Source organism: Enterobacter sp. S-33, from assembly GCF_028735835.1.
GTDB classification, from domain to species: Bacteria; Pseudomonadota; Gammaproteobacteria; order Enterobacterales; family Enterobacteriaceae; genus Enterobacter; species Enterobacter vonholyi.
The window spans coordinates 1,915,927-1,934,442 of record NZ_CP117838.1 but is presented as its reverse complement, the minus strand read 5'-3'; the positions used below and the strand labels follow the sequence as shown (position 1 = coordinate 1,934,442).

Sequence of the window (18,516 nt, the reverse complement as noted above, 5' to 3'; positions counted from 1 at the left end):
AACGCGGGCGGTTCCTGTTTATCTCTCGTTAAGTCAAATTCAAGTACAATTTTCTTATTGTTAGTGCAAAGATATGAACTATGGCTCCTTATGCCATATAATTTAGCCATAACGGATGCCCCAACCGGGCGTTTTTGGTGAACAGGAGATTCAAATGATTTTACGTGTACTGGGCGTTTCGCTGATTGGTTTAACCCTGGCTGGCTGTGTGAATGACAGTTCACTCTCTGGCGACGTTTACAGCGCTTCTGAAGCGAAACAGGTTCAGAACGTAACTTACGGTACCGTTGTTAACGCACGCCCTGTACAGATCCAGGGTGGTGATGAAAACAACGTGATGGGCGCAATCGGCGGTGCCGTCCTGGGTGGTTTCCTGGGTAATACCGTCGGCGGTGGCACTGGCCGCTCGCTGGCGACGGCCGCAGGCGCCGTTGCAGGTGGTGTAGCTGGCCAGGGCGTTCAGGGCGCAATGAACAAAACTCAGGGCGTAGAGCTGGAAATTCGTAAAGACGATGGCAGCACTATCATGGTTGTCCAGAAACAAGGCAACACTCGCTTCTCTGCAGGCCAGCGCGTCGTTCTGGCAAGCAACGGAAGCCAGGTGACCGTTTCTCCACGTTAATTAAAAATGGATGTGGTCATCGGACCACATCCATTTACAATATATATCACTCCCACAAATATATTTACAAAATAAATTCACCCCGCCAATTTTTAACCACATCATATATTGTTTTTGCGCAAAGTATTTAGCAGGCTAATTGATTAAACTCTCGCAATCACCTCACCTTAATTCATTATAAAGCCATTAAAAACGTATATGTTTTCTAATCATCGTTCCGTAAAGGGTCGTTATACCTCGTTCTGTCTGGGTTGTATTGTTGTCATTGGCATATTACACGCCCTGTTTTCGAAAATTGCCGAATGGGTACCTAGCTTCTCGTCTCATTTGTTCCCTACGCTCACCATTTTTTTGCTGGTGTTTAACCTGTTTATTGCCTTCTTTATGGCAATGAAATACTGGTGTGACCGAAAACGGTTGTATCTGGTAACGATCGCTTTTGCCTTTGCCGGGGCGGCATCGCTGATGGTCGGAACGTTGTCCTGCTTTCCCGCCTGGCTGGACCTCTATCAGTTCAACGCTGTAAACTACAACGATGCGATGATCTTCTATATGTTCCGCCATCTTTTAATGGCGGTGCTAATAATCGTTTCGGCAATACTCTATACCACGCGCAATTGTCCTCTTTCACGACTGGCGCATATCCTTATTGTGGGCGGCGAGTTTCTCTTTACCGTCTTTGCAGTAGGGTTGGCCTGGATGTATTCCAGTCACTCTTCATTTTTATCCATTGATCTGGTGGATAATGAAACCCGTGAGTTTATGGTTCTCTGGAGCCACTTCATTAATATTGCATTAATTGCACTCTGGGTGGTGACATTAGGAACGCTGATGTTTATTACGCGCATACGCAACTTATTCTGGGTGGGCGGTAATTTTCTGTGCGTCTGCTATATCGTCACGCTCACAATGCTGTTAGCGGGTGGAAATGTCGAAGATATCTCCTGGTATCGCGCCCGCTTATTTGAGACTGTCGCCACGCTGCTGCTCATTTTTGTTCTGCTCTACGATGTTTTCAGGCTGTATCGCGACTCGCACGCCAAGTATCAGCAGTCGTACCAGAACTCAATTCGCGACCCGCTGACGCGCCTTTATAACCGCAGCTATTTTTATGAAACATTAAAGCAGGCGCTGGATATTGCCAAACCCAGCCGCCCTGTTTCCGTCATCGTCAGCGATCTCGATCGCTTCAAGCGTATCAACGACACCTACGGGCATCTTCAGGGCGACAAAGTCCTTCAGTTTGTCGCTAACCTGCTGATGGATTCCGTACGCCCGCAGGACATCGCGGCCCGTATCGGTGGTGAGGAGTTTGTTCTGATGCTGGCCAACACCTCATCAGAAGCAGCGCACCAGGTGGCGGAGCGCATACGGTTAAATCTGAGCAGCTTCGATAACACCAGCAGCGGCGGTCAACTACCGGAGCCAGTCACCATCAGCATGGGGGTGTATACGGCGACGTCACCCGCGATAGCCGCAGAAACGTGCGTGGAAAACGCCGACAAAGCGATGTATGAAGCGAAGGAGACGGGACGTAATCGTGTGGTCGTCTTTAAGTAAAAAAAGGCCTTGCTGCTGCAAGGCCTTCGTGTTTATTAGTCGCGAGAATGCAGCTCATGGATGTTTTGCTCAAGGCGAGCAATAAGGCTGATGAGCATTTCCAGCTCCGCGGGTGAAACGCCTGACAGGATTTCACCGCGCGTCCTGGTGATCACGGCTTCCATTTCCGTGATGATTGGCGCCGCTTTCTCGGTGAGTTTAATCCGCTTGGCGCGACGATCGCTGGCGCAGGTTTGCCGCGAGATCAACCCCTTCTCTTCCAGCTGGTCAAGCGTGCGCACCAGCGACGGTTGCTCAATCCCTATCGCTTTTGCCAGCTGAATTTGCGACTGATCGGGCGGCAGCTGATGGATGTTGTGCAGCGTGACCCAATGCGTCTGTGTGAGTTCCAGAGGTTTCAGGCGATGGTCAATCAGAGCACGCCAGACGCGTACCAACCTTGCCAGATCAGAACCTAATGGCGATTCCAATTTCATCTCCTTATAATTAGCTTGCTAAGTTATTATACTGATTTTAGAATAGTGTGCAGCATTTGTATTGCCAAAACAAATGCAATACTGCATTCATCGAACTTAAAAGTATGACTTACACTGAATTGTGATGCTTCATCATACTAAGACAAGCCAACGCGGCATTCTGTTCACTGCAAAGGATTTCTGCCCGTGACGTTTTTTCATCGCTCAGAGGGGTTGCCCCTTCAGGACCTGATCTTCGGTGCGTCAGTCTATTTTCCTCCGCTGTTTAAGGCCGTTCTGGTGGGTTTTCTGCTCTGGCTCATCGCGCATCGTCTGCTTCGCGACTGGATGTACTCCGGTGAAATCTGGCATCCCATGCTGATGGATCTTTCCCTGTTTGCCCTTTCCGTATGCCTGGGCCTTGCCGTTTTGACTGTGTGGTGAATATGTCCCTGAAAACGCTAAAGTACTTTTCCACCCTGTTTGTCCTTGCCCTCGCGCTGGTTGCGGGGTGGTGGATGTGGAATTTTTATATGCAGTCGCCCTGGACGCGTGACGGCAAAGTTCGCGCTGAACAGGTCAGCATTACTCCTCAGGTGTCGGGAAGTATCACAACGCTTTTAGTTAAGGATAACCAGTTTGTCAAAAAGGGGGACGTTTTATTCCGTATCGACGATACCCCGTACCACATTGCGATTCTGAACGCCCAGGCCCAGCTGGCAAAAGCCCAGTCGGATCTGGCAAAGGCCAACAACGAGGCCAATCGCCGCCGTCACCTGTCGCAAAACTACATCTCAGCGGAAGACTTAGATACCGCCAATATCAACGTGAAGGCAATGCAGGCTAACGTCAACGTGGCGGAGGCGACGCTGAAGCAGGCGCAGTGGCAGCTGACCCAAACCATGATTACAGCACCTGTCGATGGATGGGTGACCAACCTCTCCGCCCGCGTGGGGAATTATGCCACCACGGGACAACCGATATTCGCCCTCGTCGACAGTCACTCCTTCTACGTCGTGGGCTATTTCGAAGAGACCAAGCTTCGGCATATTCGCGAGGGCTCGCCAGCCGCGATAACGCTTTACAGCGGCTCTCAGAGGTTACAGGGTCACGTATCCAGCGTTGGCCGTGCCATTTACGATCAAAGCGTTGAAACGGATTCAGGTCTTGTGCCGGACATTAAGCCGAACGTACCCTGGGTACGTCTGGCCCAGCGCGTTCCGGTTCGCGTGGAGTTTGACCGTTTACCGCAGGACATTACGCTGGTGTCCGGCACCACCTGCACAGTCTCCATCGGAACCCGTTAATGAAGCTGCAGGGGATCGCCTGGCAAAACACGCCGTGGATGAAAGCGACGCGCCCACAGTGGCGCTACGCCCTACGTAACGGCATTGCCATGTGTCTGGCGCTGACCGTCGCCTATTACCTGAACCTGGATGAGCCCTACTGGGCGATGACGTCTGCGGCGGTGGTTAGTTTCCCAACGGTGGGCGGGGTGATCAGTAAAAGCCTTGGCCGTATCGCAGGCAGCCTGCTGGGCGCCACCGCAGCGTTAATTATCGCCGGGCATACGCTGAACGATCCGTGGCTGTTCCTGCTCAGTATGGCGGCATGGCTGGGGGGCTGTACCTGGGCCTGCGCCCATTTTACCAATAACGTCGCCTACGCTTTTCAGCTGGCGGGCTATACCGCCGCCATTATCGCCTTTCCGGTAGTTAACGTGCTCGACACCACCGAGCTGTGGAATATCGCCCAGGCGCGCGTCTGTGAAGTGATTGTCGGGATCCTCAGCGGCGGCTTCATGATGATGATCCTCCCCAGCACATCCGACGGCACAGCGCTTATCACTGCGCTAAAAACCATGCACACCCGGCTACTGGAACACGCGAGCCTGCTGTGGCAACCGGATAACAGCGACGATATCCGCCTCGCGCATGAAAAGGTTATCGGACAGATTCTGACGATGAATCTGTTGCGTATTCAGGCGTTCTGGAGTCACTACCGCTTTCGCCGCCAGAACACCCTACTTAACTATTTGCTGCATCAGCAGCTGCGCATGACCAGCGCCATATCCAGCCTGCGCCGGATGCTGCTCAACTGGCCGACGCCCCCGGATAACACCCGTGCCGTTATCGAAACGCTGCTCGCGGCACTTGCGCGCCCGGATGCGGACATCTACACCGTTGCGAAGATCATCGCCCCGCTCGCCCCTGTTGATGAGTACGACTACCGCCATCGCGCCTTCTGGCAGCGCCTGAATTACTTCTGCCGTCTGTACCTGCGCAGCAGCCGCTGGATTATGGCCGTCGAAAATGCGACCCCATTGACGGAGTTCAACGTCCCCGGCAGCCCGGCACTTGCACGCCATACCGACTATCTTGAAGCGTTGTGGAGCGGTTTTCGCACCTTCTGTGCGCTGATGCTGGTGGGAGCATGGAGCATTACCACGCAGTGGGAGTCCGGTACGGCAGCCCTGACGCTTGCCGCCATCAGCTGCGTGCTATACTCCGTCGCGGCATCGCCGTTCAACTCTCTTACTCTCCTGTTGCGAACGCTGGTGCTGCTATCGCTGTTCAGCTTCGTGGTGAAATTTGGCCTGATGGTGCAGATAAGCGATCTTTGGCAGTTCCTGCTGTTCCTGTTTCCCCTGTTGACCACCATGCAGCTTCTGAAGCTGCAGATGCCGAAGCTGGCGGGCCTCTGGGGACAGCTGATTGTCTTTATGGGCTCGTTTATTTCCGTAACGAATCCGCCGGTTTATGATTACGCCGACTTTCTCAATGACAACCTGGCAAAGATCCTTGGCGTGGGGCTGGCGTGGCTGGCATTCGCGGTGTTGCGTCCCGGCTCCGATGCACGCAAGAGCCGCAGGCATATCCGGGAGTTACGCAGAGGGTTTGTCGACCAGCTCAGCCGTAAACCACACATGAGTGAAAACGAATATGAATCGCTGGTTTATCATCACGTCAGCCAGCTGAACAGCAGCCAGGACGCACTTTCCCGGCGCTGGCTGCTGCGCTGGGGCGTGGTGCTGTTGAACTGCTCGCACGTGGTCTGGCAGCTTCGCGGGTGGGAAACGCGTTCCGACCCGCTGTCGCAGGTTCGTGATGTTTGCATATCCCTGCTGCGCGATGTGATGAGCGAACGCGGTGTTCAGCAGCGCCCGCTGGCAACCACGCTGAATGAACTGCAGCGGATCTGCGATACGCTTGCACAGCATCATCTGCCCGCAGCCCGTGATTTGGCCTCGATAATCTGGCGGCTGCACTGCTCGCTGTCGCAGCTGGAGCAGGCACCACCGCCGGGAACGATTGGGGATCAGATCACGCCGCACGCATAGCGTGCCCCTCCGCCGCCAAGCGGTTTAGGCCGATCGGACATATTGTCGCCGCCGACATGGATCATCAGCGCTTTGCCTTTCACCTCATCCAGCTTTTTCAGACGCGGCGCGACGACGGGTTCGGTGGCTTTACCGTCGTTATTGACCACCAGCACGGGCAGATCGCCTAAATGCCCCATTCCATCCGGGCCTTCATGCTTACCGGAATGCTGGGGATCGAGGTGCCCCCCTGCCGCTTCCGCCGCCGACGGTTTACCTTCTTTTAAAGCGGGCTGACAGCTGCCTTTGGCATGAACATGGAAACCATGCTCACCGGGCGGGAGTGCTTTGAGGCTGGGGGCAAACTCCAGTCCTTTATCGGTTTCCGTGATTTTCACCGTTCCGATGGACTGACCCACACCTTGTGGGGTGACGAGATTCATTTCCACTTCGTCGCTGGCTGCCTGCGCCCCTGCGCAAACAACCAGCGTGATCAGTGCCAGAGCAAAACGCTTCATATGACCTCCGCGGGTTATTTTTTGCCCCTTAAGTGTATACCAGGGGCAAAGATTTCACCGGAAAGTCACCTTCTGGCGGTTTATGGCACGTCGTAACCCAGAGCGGCTTTGCGGATGCGGAACCACTGCTGGCGGGTCATCTGCAGCTCTTCAGCGGCCAGTGCAGAACGCACGCGTTCTATTTTGCCGGAACCGATAATGGGCAGCGGTTTTGACGGCAGGCGCAGGATCCACGCGTAAACCACCTGTTCGATGCTTTCCGCGTTCAGTTCGCGGGCGATCGTCTCAAGCTCGTTGCGCAGCGGCTGGAATTCATCATCATTAAACAGGCGTCCGCCCCCCAGGCAGGACCAGGCCATCGGGCGAATGCGCAGCTGTTGTAGCTGATCGAGGGTACCATCCAGCAGCAGCGGCTGGTGAACCGGGGAGATCTCAACCTGGTTTGTGGCCAGTGTAAACGGCAGACGAGACTGAAGAAGCGCAAACTGCGCCGGGGTAAAGTTAGAAACGCCGAAATGACGCACTTTCCCACTCTGATGCAGGTTCAGGAAAGCTTCGGCCACCTCGTCAGCATCCATCAGCGGGTCGGGGCGGTGGATTAACAGCAGGTCGATACGATCGGTCGCCAGATTGACCAGCGACTGCTCGGCGCTCTTGATGATATGCGCGCTGTCGGTGATGTAATGACCGAGGGCGTGTTCCGGCTTTGCCGTGGTGGCAATCCCACACTTCGTGACAATTTCCATGCGATCGCGCAGTGCCGGAACCAGCTTAAGCGCCTCGCCGAACGCGGCCTCGCACTGGTAGCCACCGTAAATATCAGCATGATCGACCGTGGTGATGCCTAAATCGAGGTGCTCTTCAATAAAGCTCGCCAGCTGGAGCGGAGACATATTCCAGTCCATCAGGCGCCAGTAGCCCATCACAAAACGGGAGAATTCTGGCCCCTGGGGGGCAAGGGTAATTCGCTGAACCATAACATTTTCCTCAAGGACGTGATGTCATGAGTATACGCAATTACCGTGTTAAAAAAGTGAAGGTTGCTGGGGTTCTTCGGTCTCACCCGCTTTGTTTGCGCGTATTTTGCGCAGAAGGCGCTGTCGACAGAGGCGTAGTACCTCCTGCTTTTGCGTGTCGCTAAAGTTTTGCCAGTTGAAACGCTCGTCACGGGTACGCATGCATCCACGGCAATATCCGCGTTCATCCACCTGACAAATACCCCGGCACGGGCTCTGGATGGGGAAAAACTCCAGCTGCTCTGCCACACTCACCTCCAGATAGCCACTCTCACCTACAGTGAAGACGCTAAACGCGCCACGTGCAAGGCCTATAGCACAGATTTGTGGCATTAAGGTTTCACTAATCTTCCCTCTCTATACTCGGCCCATCATGACAATAACAGGTTTACCGATCGATGTGGTCAATCAAAAAGTTACACTGTAACGACATTAAATTTACTCTGGGTTGTGCTCTCTTCTTTACGTTAATCAACGGGCTGTTTATCCAGCGCAGCTGGGCCATCATCGGCCCAGTCCATCTGCACGACTTCCTCTTTGCCGCCTCCGTACCGCTGGTGCTGTTTTGCGGCTGGGTGATTGTCTTTAGCCTGCTTAATATCCCGTATATCCGTAAACCGCTGCTGATTGTTTTAACCATCGGTTGCGCCGCTGCGACGTATTTTATGTACACCTACGGCGCGGTGATCGATCAGAATATGATTGTGAACGTCTTCGAAACCAACTCTCAGGAAGCGACCGCCCTGGTGACCCCGCAGATGATTCTGTGGATTGTTATCGCAGGCCTTGTTCCCTCGGTGGTGCTGGCTCTTACCCACATTCGTACCGGGAAATGGTGGTATGCCCTGCTGACGCGGGTTGCCGCGATGCTCGGCGCTCTGCTGGTGATTATTCTGGTTGCCGCGCTGTTTTATAAAGATTACGCGTCGCTTTTCCGCAATAACAAAAGCATCGTCAAAATGGTCACTCCGGCGAACTATGTCAGCGCCGTGGTGAAGTACAGCAAGATGCGCTGGTTTGCCGGCGATCAGACGCTGGTGCGGATTGGTGAAGATGCCCATAAAGGGCCACTGATTTCCGGTCAACAAAAGAAAACCGTTCTGGTGCTTGTCGTCGGCGAAGCGTCTCGCGCGGCAAACTACTCCCTGAACGGTTACGATCGTGAAACCAACCCGGAGCTAAAAAAGCAGGATGTGATTAACTTCCCGCAGGCCTCCTCATGCGGCACTGAAACCGCGGTTTCCGTTCCGTGCATGTTCTCCGGCATGACGCGCAGCAAGTACGATGCCGACCTGGCGCACCATCAGGAAGGTCTGCTCGATGTGCTGAAGCATGCGGGAATCAATCTGCTGTGGCGCGACAACGACGGCGGGTGTAAAGGTGCCTGCGATCGCATCCCCCATACCGATATGACGCAGTGGAATCTGGATCAGTTCTGCAAAGATAAATCCTGTATTGACGACGTGAACTTCTACCGTCTGGACAACGTGCTGGATGGCGTGAAGCAAGATACGGTGCTGGTTATCCACCTGATGGGGAGTCATGGACCGGCGTACTATCGCCGTTACCCGGACAATTTCCGGAAATTCACCCCAATCTGCGACACCAATGAAATTCAGGATTGCGACCATCAGGCGCTGGTAAACACCTATGACAACACTATCCTCTATACCGACAGCATGGTCAGCAAAACCATTGATGCGCTGAAAGCGCGACAGGCAAGCATGAACACCGCGCTGATTTACCTTTCGGATCACGGTGAATCACTGGGTGAAAGCGGTATTTATCTGCACGGCACGCCGTACATGCTGGCGCCGGAGCAGCAAACTCATATTCCGTTTATGTTCTGGCTGTCACCGGATTATGCAAAAAACTTTGGCATCAACGGACAGTGTTTGCGTGACCAGGCAGCAAAAAATGCGGTTTCCCAGGACAATTTGTTCTCAACCGTATTGGGTATGATGGACGTGAAATCAATGGTTTATCAACCGCAGCTGGATATACTGAGTGCATGTCGTCAGTAAACTCGCTTGCATTAGACCGAACGGTCTATTAGAGTGCGGCCATGAGCAGAAATACTGAACACGATACCCGCGAACATCTACTGGCAACCGGCGAGCAGCTTTGCATGCATCGCGGGTTTACCGGTATGGGGTTGAGCGAGTTATTAAAAACCGCTGAGGTACCGAAGGGGTCGTTTTATCACTACTTCCGGTCCAAAGAGGCCTTTGGCGTGGCGATGCTGGAGCGTCATTATGCTGGCTATCACCAGCGTCTGGCGACCCACTTTGCATCGGGTGAGGGGAACTACCGGGATCGTGTTCTGAATTACTATCAGGAAACGCTGAACCAGTTCTGTCAGCAGGGCATTATCAGCGGATGCCTGACGGTCAAACTGTCTGCCGAAGTGTGCGATCTTTCCGAAGATATGCGCTCGGCGATGGATAAGGGTGCCCGCGGCGTAATCGCCCTGCTGGCCCAGGCGCTGGAAAAAGGCCGCGAAGAAAAAACGCTGGCCTTTTCCGGCGACCCCTTAATGCAGTCTCAGGTGCTCTACTCCCTCTGGTTAGGAGCCAACCTGCAGGCAAAAATTTCGCGCAGTGCCCTGCCGCTGGAAAGCGCGCTGGCACATGTGAAAAACAGTATTACTGCGCCAGGCGTATAACGGGCGCTTTTTATTTACCTTATTACTAGTCGACTGGTCTACTCAGGAGTCTTTATGTCAGCTGAAAAACTGTTTACCCCATTGAAAGTGGGTGCCGTCACGGCGCCAAACCGCGTGTTTATGGCTCCGCTGACCCGTCTGCGCAGCATTGAGCCGGGTGACATCCCCACCCCCCTGATGGGCGAATACTATCGTCAGCGCGCAAGCTCTGGCCTGATCATTACGGAAGCCACACAGATTTCTGCTCAGGCGAAGGGTTATGCGGGTGCGCCGGGCCTTCACAGCCCGGAACAGATCGCCGCATGGCAGAAAATTACCGCAGGCGTTCACGCTGAAGAAGGTCGCATTGCGGTCCAGCTGTGGCATACCGGTCGTATCTCTCACAGCAGCATTCAGCCTGGCGGCCAGGCTCCGGTCTCCGCTTCAGCCCTGAGTGCAAATACCCGCACTTCCCTGCGTGATGAAAACGGTAATGCGATCCGCGTGGATACCTCTATGCCACGTGCCCTGGAGCTGGATGAAATCCCGGGTATCGTTAACGACTTCCGCCAGGCCGTGGCCAACGCTCGTGAAGCCGGTTTTGACCTGATTGAGCTGCACTCCGCGCACGGCTACCTGCTGCACCAGTTTCTGTCACCGTCGTCTAACCATCGCACCGACCAGTACGGCGGCAGCGTCGAAAATCGCGCTCGCCTGGTACTGGAAGTGGTTGATGCCGTATGTCAGGAGTGGAGCCCGGATCGTATCGGGATCCGCGTTTCTCCAATCGGTTCTTTCCAGAACGTCGACAACGGTCCGAACGAAGAAGCCGATGCACTGTACCTGATCGAAGAACTGGCTAAACGTGGCATCGCTTATCTGCACATGTCCGAGCCGGACTGGGCCGGCGGCAAGCCATACACTGAGGCTTTCCGTCAGAAAGTGCGCGAACGTTTCCACGGAGTGATCATCGGTGCAGGGGCGTATACGCCGGAGAAAGCCGAAGATCTGATTAATAAAGGGCTGATTGATGCCGTCGCGTTTGGCCGTGACTACATCGCCAACCCGGATCTGGTTGCTCGTCTGCAGAAAAAAGCAGCGCTCAACCCGCAGCGTCCGGAAAGCTTCTACGGCGGCGGCGCGGAAGGCTACACCGACTACCCTTCACTGTAATCTCGCCATTGTTCATTGATAGCGGCGACAGTTCGCAGCTATACTAAAACATCGTTTCTGATCAAAAAGCTTTTTTATTCCATTGGTTAATGAGGAAATTATGCGCCTACTTCACACCATGCTGCGCGTTGGCGACCTGCAACGTTCTATCGATTTCTACACTAACGTCCTGGGCATGAAGCTGCTGCGCACCAGCGAAAACCCGGAATACAAATACTCGCTGGCGTTCGTGGGTTACGGCCCGGAAACGGATGAAGCAGTGATCGAGCTGACCTACAACTGGGGCGTTGACAGCTATGAGCTGGGCACGGCCTACGGCCATATCGCGCTGGAAGTGGATAACGCGGCCGATGCGTGCGAACGCATTCGCAAAAATGGCGGTAACGTCACGCGCGAAGCGGGCCCGGTAAAAGGCGGCACCACCGTGATTGCGTTTGTGGAAGATCCGGACGGTTACAAAATCGAGCTGATTGAAGCCAAAGACGCCGGTCGCGGTCTGGGCAACTGATCCCTCAGGGCGCAACGTGCGCCCGTAGTTTTACTGCATCACCCCGCAAAATTTGCCATAATGCCCTCTGCTTTTTCCCCATGTAAGAGACCCTGATGTCCGATAACGCTCAATTTAGCGGTCTGTGCGACCGTTTTCGTGGTTTTTATCCCGTTGTCATTGATGTAGAAACAGCCGGATTTAACGCTAAAACCGATGCGCTGCTCGAAATTGCCGCCATCACGCTGAAGATGGATGAACAGGGCTGGCTTACACCGGACACCACGCTGCATTTCCACGTTGAACCTTTCGAAGGGGCAAACTTACAGCCGGAAGCGCTGGCGTTTAACGGTATCGATCCGCATAACCCGCTGCGCGGTGCCGTCAGTGAATATGATGCGCTGCACGCCATTTTTAAAATGGTGCGTAAAGGCATGAAAGAGAGCAACTGCAGCCGCGCCATTATGGTGGCCCATAACGCCACCTTCGATCACAGCTTTACCATGGCTGCCGCGGAGCGCGCGTCGCTCAAACGCAACCCCTTCCACCCTTTTGTCACCTTCGACACCGCCGCATTGAGCGGCCTGGCGCTGGGACAAACGGTGTTATCTAAAGCCTGCATTACGGCTGGCATTCCGTTCGACGGAACGCAGGCGCACTCCGCTCTATACGATACGGAGCGCACCGCAGAGCTGTTTTGTGAGATCGTCAACCGCTGGAAGCGTCTTGGCGGCTGGCCGCTGCCGATGGGTGACAGCGAAGAATAAAAAAAAGCGACCTTATCTGGTCGCTTTTTTATTTGCGCAGAAAATTACTCTGCGTCCGGCTCTTCCGTTTTATACTTCGCCGCCGTCTCTTTGATCAGCTGCTGCAGTTCGCCGCGCTGATACATTTCAATCAGGATATCGCAGCCGCCAACCAGTTCGCCGTCAACCCACAGCTGTGGGAAAGTCGGCCAGTTAGCGTACTTAGGCAGCTCAGCGCGGATGTCCGGATTCTGCAGGATATCAACGTAAGCAAAACGCTCACCACAGGCTGACAGCGCCTGAACCGCTTGTGCGGAGAAGCCGCAGCTTGGCAGCTTCGGAGAACCTTTCATATACAGCAGAATCGGGTTTTCAGCGATCTGGCGCTGGATTTTTTCAATAGTGGTGCTCATGTCTTGCTTCCTTTAACTTCTGTTACGGCATTCGTCTGACATTGTAGCGGTTCAGACTGGCATCGGAAAATAACATTTTTGTCACGTTTATACATTCTACCCCGAGTCACGAAAAGTTGCATTGCAAATGGTGTTTACCCCTGCCGCATTCAGGGTTTTGCTTAGGGAGCGGGCAAATGTGCGACAGAACGATGAATTTTTTTGCACTTGCTAACGAAACACGATTGTAGATTGAAAAATGCTATTAACTTTCTGGCTTTTTATAGATTAGAATCGACGGGCTTTGTAAATCACACGCGGGTATTATTGATGACCTGCATTTATCAGGGGACTGCCCAGTGGCGCGGATAAATAAAATCTCGATCACGCTCTGTGCTTTACTGTTTACTTCACTCACTTTCACGCCAGTGGCAAACGCCTCTCAGCAGGCGCGGCATTCTGCTGTACAAAAAAACCATCTGGTGAAAGCCACAGAACGTAAGAAAAAAACCACCGCTAAGAACGACAAGAAAAAAACACCGGCTCAGACGAAACAGACCGCTTCCAGCAAAACGAAAACAAAACCTTCCCGCACTGCCCACTCTGCCAAAAGTAAAGCTTCGCAAACCGCCGCTAACCTCGTTACTGAAAAATGCATCACCCGTAAAGGCCATAAGGCGAAATGCACGAAGATCACGAAAATTGCGGAAGTGCATAAAGTGCGCGTACAGAAAGCGCAAAAAACCGCAATGAATAAGCTGATGGGGCAGATTGGCAAACCTTATCACTGGGGTGGGACTTCGCCGCGTACCGGTTTTGACTGCAGCGGTCTCGTCTATTACGCCTATAAAGATCTGGTCAAGTTCCGCATTCCGCGCACCGCCAACGAAATGTACCACCTGCGCGATGCCTCACCGGTTGACCGCGGTGAGCTGGAAAATGGCGATCTGGTGTTCTTCCGCACCCAGGGCCGCGGGACGGCTGACCACGTTGGCGTCTATGTCGGCAACGGAAAATTCATCCAGTCTCCACGTAGCGGTCAGGATATTCAGATCACCTCTCTCAGTGAAGACTACTGGGTACGCCACTACGTCGGCGCACGCCGCGTGATGACGCCGAAAACCATTCGCTAACCCCTGCCCTGCCACACCCGTGGCAGGGTAAGTTCCTCTTTTGCATACCCTTTCAATTTGCTATCCTGTCCTTGTTGTCTGTGTGGTTATTGGCAACGCAAAATACAATAAGGAGAGAAGCAATGTCGTTCGAATTACCTGCACTACCGTATGCAAAAGACGCCCTGGCACCGCACATTTCTGCGGAAACCCTGGAATATCACTACGGCAAACATCACCAGACTTACGTCACCAACCTGAACAACCTGATCAAGGGCACCGATTTTGAAGGCAAAACGCTGGAAGAGATCGTCCGCAGCTCTGAGGGTGGTGTATTCAACAACGCCGCTCAGGTGTGGAACCACACCTTCTACTGGCACTGCCTGGCGCCGAATGCCGGCGGTGAACCTGCCGGTGAACTGGCTACCGCCATCAACGCCGCCTTTGGCAGCTTCGCGGACTTCAAGGCGAAATTCACCGATGCCGCCATCAAGAACTTCGGTTCAGGCTGGACGTGGCTGGTTAAAGAGGCGGATGGCAAACTGGCTATCGTATCCACCTCTAACGCGGGCACCCCGCTGACCACCAGCGCGAAGCCGCTGATGACCGTGGACGTATGGGAACACGCTTACTACATCGATTACCGTAACGCGCGCCCGAACTACCTGGAACACTTCTGGGCACTGGTTAACTGGGACTTTGTGGCGAAGAACTTCGCCGCGTAAAAGACACGCAGAAGGGTTCGCCCTTCTGCGTTTTTGGTTTATTCCGCAGCGCAGGCTGCTTCTGGCTGTTTACGACCCGACATCATCACCAACAGCAGGCCGAGCGCGGCAATGATTGCCCCCATCACCGGCACAAAGCTGTATCCCAGACCACCTGAAATAACGGCCCCACCGGCCGCAGCACCGAGCGCATTGCCCAGGTTAAAGGCACCGATATTGACCGAGGATGAGAGGCCCGGCGCTTCATGCGCAACACGCATCACGCGCATCTGCAGCGGTGGCACCACGGCGAACGTTGCTGCACCCCAGACGACCATCGCCATCGCGGCGCCAAACTCGTTACGCGCCAGCCACGGAATGGCGATCATGATGACAATCAGCAGGGTTAAGAAGCCCTTCAGCGTCCCGCTCACGGAACGGTCGGCAAATTTCCCGCCGAGATAGTTGCCAATCGAGAAGCCCACGCCAATCAGCACCAGCATCGCGGTCACAAAGAGAGGCGTTGCGTGGGTAATGTCATGCAGTACCGGTGAAATATAGGTATAGAGGGTAAACATCGCCCCTGCCCCGAGAACGGTGGTAAGCAGCGCGGAAAGCACCTGCGGGCGCATCAGCACCGCCAGCTCCTTACGCACTTCCGGACGTTCTCCGGCGCTGCCTTTCGGCAGGGAGAAGAACAATGCCACCATCGCGACCACGCCCAGCCCGGCCGTCGCCAGGAAAGACATACGCCAGCCGATCGCTTCTCCCAGCCAGGTTGCCGCAGGAACACCGCCGATGTTAGCGATGGTCAGACCCATAAACATGGTGGCCACGGCGCTCGCCTGCTTATGTTTTGGCACCACGCTTGCCGCCACGACCGACCCCAGCCCAAAGAACGCGCCGTGGTTGAGGCTTGTCAGAATACGCGACAGCATCAGCGTGGTGTAGTCCGGCGAAATGGCCGAAAGCACGTTGCCGAGGGTGAAAATCGCCATCAGGAAAATCAGCGCATTGCGGCGCGCGCGATGAGAAAGGAGAAGCGTCATCAGCGGCGCCCCCACCATCACGCCGATAGCGTAGGCGCTGATCAACATGCCAGCCGCAGGGATCGAGACGTCCACGCCGCGGGCGATGACGGGCAGTAACCCCATCGGGGAGAATTCAGTGGTGCCAATCCCAAAAGCGCCAATCGCCAGGGCCAGCAGGGGAAAATTGATTTTCATGCGTCAACTCCGGATGCCGTGTCATGTGGTGACACAGAACAAAGAAGCGGAAAGCATGACATCAATCACAAAAAATGAGAAGTTAACAGAATGGCAAAAGATTTTTGCCAGAGAAGTAACAATCCGGGGAGTCGGGAGGGAGAAGGCTCTCCCTCCGCGTAAATCAGTGCAGCGCAGCCGTCAGACCGGCCGCAACAATCAGAGCCAGCACAACAACGGTGGTGAACAGCGAAAACTTAAGATCGGAACTCATCAATTTTTCTCCTTTTAATCCCCACACGAAAAGTGAGCTTGCTCATTTTTGCACAGATTACGTCAAAAATCTTCCTGGATTTATACTGATAACCACTTTACCTCTTCCCCTTTTCATCAAGATAGGACAAAATTCCACGCTAAATTTATTAGCGTACCGGCCATTGACCCCCTCCTGACGTCCCGTGTCGTTTTCCCGGCGTGCCGCAATTCAAGATTGCGTGATAAGGGTGAGAGAAGGCAAACGTTTACCTTCAAGTTTTTCAGGAGCTTAGGATATGGTCTGGAGTGACATTTAATGGCAACAATTAAAGACGTAGCAAAACGCGCAAACGTTTCCACTACAACCGTATCACATGTAATTAACAAAACCCGCTTTGTGGCGGAAGAGACGCGCAACGCCGTCTGGGCAGCGATCAAGGAGCTGCACTATTCGCCAAGTGCGGTCGCGCGTAGCCTTAAGGTTAATCACACCAAGTCCATTGGATTGCTGGCGACCAGCAGTGAAGCGGCCTATTTTGCCGAGATCATTGAAGCGGTTGAAAAAAACTGCTTTCAGAAAGGCTATACCCTGATTCTGGGCAACGCGTGGAACAGCATTGAAAAACAGCGCGCCTACCTGTCGATGATGGCTCAGAAGCGCGTGGATGGCCTGCTGGTGATGTGTTCCGAGTACCCGGAATCCGTGCTGTCGATGCTCGAAGAGTATCGCCATATCCCCATGGTGGTCATGGACTGGGGTGAAGCGCGTGCAGATTTCACCGACTCCGTTATCGACAATGCCTTTGAAGGCGGTTATATGGCCGGCCGTTACCTGATCGAACGCGGTCACCGCGAGATTGGCGTGATCCCGGGTCCGCTGGAGCGCAACACCGGGGCGGGCCGTCTTGCCGGTTTTATGAAAGCGATGGAAGAAGCGCTGATCACCGTGCCGGAAAACTGGATCGTGCAGGGCGACTTTGAGCCGGAATCAGGCTACCGCGCAATGCAGCAGATCGTTTCCCAGCCGCACCGTCCGACCGCCGTTTTCTGCGGGGGTGACATCATGGCCATGGGCGCGCTCTGCGCCGCCGATGAACTGGGTCTGCGCGTACCGCAGGATATTTCCGTGATCGGGTATGACAACGTGCGTAACGCGCGCTTCTTCACCCCAGCGCTGACCACCATTCACCAGCCGAAAGATTCGCTGGGCGAAACGGCCTTCAATATGCTGCTCGACAGGATCGTCAACAAGCGCGAAGAGTCGCAGTCCATTGAAGTTCACCCGCGCCTGATTGAACGCCGTTCCGTTGCGGACGGTCCGTTCCGCGACTACCGTCGTTAATCCCTTTACGGGGCCAGCTACGCTGGCTCCCGTAACCATTCCCGGTTCAGCGTTTCGCTGTCCCCCAGATAATCCAGCAGCCAGGCCATGGCGGGCGAGACATCATTTTGTTGCCAGGTCAGGCAGCAGGCCGCGTCCGGGAACGGATTTTCCAGCGTCAGTTCAACCCATTCGCCGGTATCGATGCGCGGACGCGCAAAATGAACGGGCACCATCGCGACGCACAGTCCGGCACTGAGGCACGTCGCCGACGATTCCCAGTCCGGAGCCACCACCCGCCGCTGGTTGTCCAGAAGCCAGGTGATACGCTTGGGCAATGAACGGGACGTATCCTCCAGCACCAGCGAGGGCCAGTTGCGCAGCGTATCGTCGCTAAGCGGCCCATCCATCGCTGCCAGAGGATGATCGCTGGCCACCACGCATTTCCAGCTCAGCATCCCCATGTCGCGAAAGGCGTAACGTCCCCCGACCGGGATCGCCTGCGTCGCGCCAATCGCCATCTCCGCCCTGCCGTCCGCCAGCGCATCCCACACCCCGTTGAACACCTCCTGCGAGACCCGCAGCTCAACGTCAGAGAAATGACGATAGAAATCGACAATCATCTGTCGGGTGCGTTCCGGCTTCACGATGTTATCCACCGCGATGGAAAGATGTCCCCGCCAGCCGTTGGCGATCTGCTGGCACTGTTCGCGGGTGATCTGCATTTTTTTGATAACAGAACGCCCTTCCTTCAAAAACCACGCCCCGGCGGGCGTCAATTCCACGTCACGATGCCGCCGCTCAAACAGCGGAACCGCCAGCCACTCCTCCAGTTGACGCACCGTGTAGCTGATGGCCGAAGGGACGCGGTGCAGCTCCTGCGCCGCACCGCTGAAGCTGCCGTTACGCGCGACAGCATCGACCACTTCAAGAGAATAATCTGACCACATTTTCTGCCTGCAAAAAATTTGAATGCACCCGCCAAAT

General features: G+C 54.6%; 21 protein-coding genes. 13 read left to right on the top strand and 8 right to left on the bottom strand.

Going from position 1 to position 18,516, the window contains the following annotated elements:
* Positions 1-154 precede the first annotated feature (154 nt).
* The gene (gene slyB / locus PUP35_RS09185) at positions 155-622 is read left to right on the top strand and encodes an outer membrane lipoprotein SlyB (protein ID WP_047348789.1); all 468 of its coding nucleotides are present in this window, start codon (positions 155-157) and stop codon (positions 620-622) included.
* Positions 623-820: 198 nt separating this feature from the next.
* On the top strand, positions 821-2,182 hold the full coding sequence (locus tag PUP35_RS09180) for a sensor domain-containing diguanylate cyclase (RefSeq protein ID WP_274242905.1): 1,362 nt from the start codon (positions 821-823) through the stop codon (positions 2,180-2,182).
* 35 nt (positions 2,183-2,217) lie between these two features.
* Here the strand turns inward: PUP35_RS09180 and slyA are convergent, their stop codons facing one another.
* The gene (gene slyA, locus PUP35_RS09175) at positions 2,218-2,658 is read right to left on the bottom strand and encodes a transcriptional regulator SlyA (protein ID WP_111965661.1); all 441 of its coding nucleotides are present in this window, start codon (positions 2,656-2,658) and stop codon (positions 2,218-2,220) included.
* Positions 2,659-2,844: 186 nt separating this feature from the next.
* Between slyA and PUP35_RS09170 the strand changes: the two genes are divergently transcribed.
* The 3 genes from PUP35_RS09170 to PUP35_RS09160 are packed head-to-tail and all read left to right on the top strand — an operon-like array spanning position 2,845 to position 5,977.
* The gene (locus tag PUP35_RS09170) at positions 2,845-3,081 is read left to right on the top strand and encodes a DUF1656 domain-containing protein (RefSeq protein WP_111965660.1); all 237 of its coding nucleotides are present in this window, start codon (positions 2,845-2,847) and stop codon (positions 3,079-3,081) included.
* 2 nt (positions 3,082-3,083) lie between these two features.
* Positions 3,084-3,944, top strand: coding sequence for an efflux RND transporter periplasmic adaptor subunit (locus PUP35_RS09165; protein ID WP_274242901.1), 861 nt, complete (start codon positions 3,084-3,086; stop codon positions 3,942-3,944).
* Positions 3,944-5,977, top strand: a complete 2,034-nt coding sequence (locus PUP35_RS09160) for an FUSC family protein (RefSeq protein ID WP_252092802.1) — start codon at positions 3,944-3,946, stop codon at positions 5,975-5,977. The genes PUP35_RS09165 and PUP35_RS09160 overlap by 1 nt, the downstream gene beginning before the upstream one ends.
* On the opposite strand, the gene sodC is transcribed toward PUP35_RS09160, so the two are convergent.
* The 3 genes from sodC to PUP35_RS09145 all read right to left on the bottom strand — a co-directional run bounded on the left by sodC (position 5,956) and on the right by PUP35_RS09145 (position 7,739).
* Positions 5,956-6,474: a superoxide dismutase [Cu-Zn] SodC gene (gene sodC, locus PUP35_RS09155; protein ID WP_115874864.1), complete on the bottom strand. Its 519-nt coding sequence runs from the start codon at positions 6,472-6,474 to the stop codon at positions 5,956-5,958. The genes PUP35_RS09160 and sodC overlap by 22 nt on opposite strands.
* A gap of 80 nt (positions 6,475-6,554) precedes the next feature.
* Positions 6,555-7,451, bottom strand: coding sequence for an aldo/keto reductase (locus PUP35_RS09150; RefSeq protein WP_032638255.1), 897 nt, complete (start codon positions 7,449-7,451; stop codon positions 6,555-6,557).
* A gap of 48 nt (positions 7,452-7,499) precedes the next feature.
* Positions 7,500-7,739 (bottom strand): DUF1289 domain-containing protein, encoded by a 240-nt coding sequence (locus tag PUP35_RS09145; RefSeq protein ID WP_008500587.1) that lies wholly within the window; start codon positions 7,737-7,739, stop codon positions 7,500-7,502.
* A 149-nt stretch (positions 7,740-7,888) separates the two neighbouring features.
* On the opposite strand from PUP35_RS09145, the gene eptA reads away from it, so the two are divergent.
* The 5 genes from eptA (at position 7,889) to rnt (ending at position 12,561) form a co-directional block, all read left to right on the top strand.
* The gene (eptA, locus tag PUP35_RS09140) at positions 7,889-9,514 is read left to right on the top strand and encodes a phosphoethanolamine transferase EptA (protein ID WP_274242894.1); all 1,626 of its coding nucleotides are present in this window, start codon (positions 7,889-7,891) and stop codon (positions 9,512-9,514) included.
* A 41-nt stretch (positions 9,515-9,555) separates the two neighbouring features.
* On the top strand, positions 9,556-10,155 hold the full coding sequence (locus tag PUP35_RS09135; protein ID WP_111965654.1) for a TetR/AcrR family transcriptional regulator: 600 nt from the start codon (positions 9,556-9,558) through the stop codon (positions 10,153-10,155).
* Between the two features lie 54 nt (positions 10,156-10,209).
* Positions 10,210-11,307, top strand: coding sequence for an alkene reductase (locus PUP35_RS09130; RefSeq protein ID WP_115874861.1), 1,098 nt, complete (start codon positions 10,210-10,212; stop codon positions 11,305-11,307).
* 100 nt (positions 11,308-11,407) lie between these two features.
* On the top strand, positions 11,408-11,815 hold the full coding sequence (gene gloA, locus PUP35_RS09125; RefSeq protein WP_008500591.1) for a lactoylglutathione lyase: 408 nt from the start codon (positions 11,408-11,410) through the stop codon (positions 11,813-11,815).
* Between the two features lie 95 nt (positions 11,816-11,910).
* Positions 11,911-12,561, top strand: coding sequence for a ribonuclease T (gene rnt / locus PUP35_RS09120; RefSeq protein ID WP_061098432.1), 651 nt, complete (start codon positions 11,911-11,913; stop codon positions 12,559-12,561).
* Between the two features lie 44 nt (positions 12,562-12,605).
* Here rnt and grxD read toward each other — a convergent pair whose 3' ends face one another.
* Positions 12,606-12,953, bottom strand: a complete 348-nt coding sequence (gene grxD / locus PUP35_RS09115; protein ID WP_003832760.1) for a monothiol glutaredoxin 4 — start codon at positions 12,951-12,953, stop codon at positions 12,606-12,608.
* Between the two features lie 338 nt (positions 12,954-13,291).
* Between grxD and PUP35_RS09110 the strand changes: the two genes are divergently transcribed.
* Positions 13,292-14,065 carry a C40 family peptidase gene (locus PUP35_RS09110; RefSeq protein ID WP_115874860.1) on the top strand — a complete coding sequence of 258 codons (774 nt, stop codon included), beginning with the start codon at positions 13,292-13,294 and terminating at the stop codon, positions 14,063-14,065.
* A 122-nt stretch (positions 14,066-14,187) separates the two neighbouring features.
* Entirely contained in the window at positions 14,188-14,769 is a 582-nt protein-coding gene (gene sodB / locus PUP35_RS09105; RefSeq protein WP_023311353.1) for a superoxide dismutase [Fe], read from the top strand.
* Between the two features lie 38 nt (positions 14,770-14,807).
* Here sodB and PUP35_RS09100 read toward each other — a convergent pair whose 3' ends face one another.
* Together PUP35_RS09100 and cydH are read right to left on the bottom strand one after the other, a co-directional pair.
* Positions 14,808-15,974: an MFS transporter gene (locus tag PUP35_RS09100; protein WP_115874859.1), complete on the bottom strand. Its 1,167-nt coding sequence runs from the start codon at positions 15,972-15,974 to the stop codon at positions 14,808-14,810.
* 163 nt (positions 15,975-16,137) lie between these two features.
* The gene (cydH, locus tag PUP35_RS09095) at positions 16,138-16,227 is read right to left on the bottom strand and encodes a cytochrome bd-I oxidase subunit CydH (RefSeq protein WP_008500596.1); all 90 of its coding nucleotides are present in this window, start codon (positions 16,225-16,227) and stop codon (positions 16,138-16,140) included.
* A 297-nt stretch (positions 16,228-16,524) separates the two neighbouring features.
* Here cydH and purR point away from each other — a divergent pair, with 297 nt between their 5' ends.
* Positions 16,525-17,550 carry an HTH-type transcriptional repressor PurR gene (gene purR, locus PUP35_RS09090; protein WP_008500597.1) on the top strand — a complete coding sequence of 342 codons (1,026 nt, stop codon included), beginning with the start codon at positions 16,525-16,527 and terminating at the stop codon, positions 17,548-17,550.
* 17 nt (positions 17,551-17,567) lie between these two features.
* Here the strand turns inward: purR and punR are convergent, their stop codons facing one another.
* A complete protein-coding gene (gene punR / locus PUP35_RS09085) occupies positions 17,568-18,479 on the bottom strand; it encodes a DNA-binding transcriptional activator PunR (protein ID WP_048222755.1) in 912 nt (303 codons plus the stop codon).
* Positions 18,480-18,516: the final 37 nt, after the last annotated feature.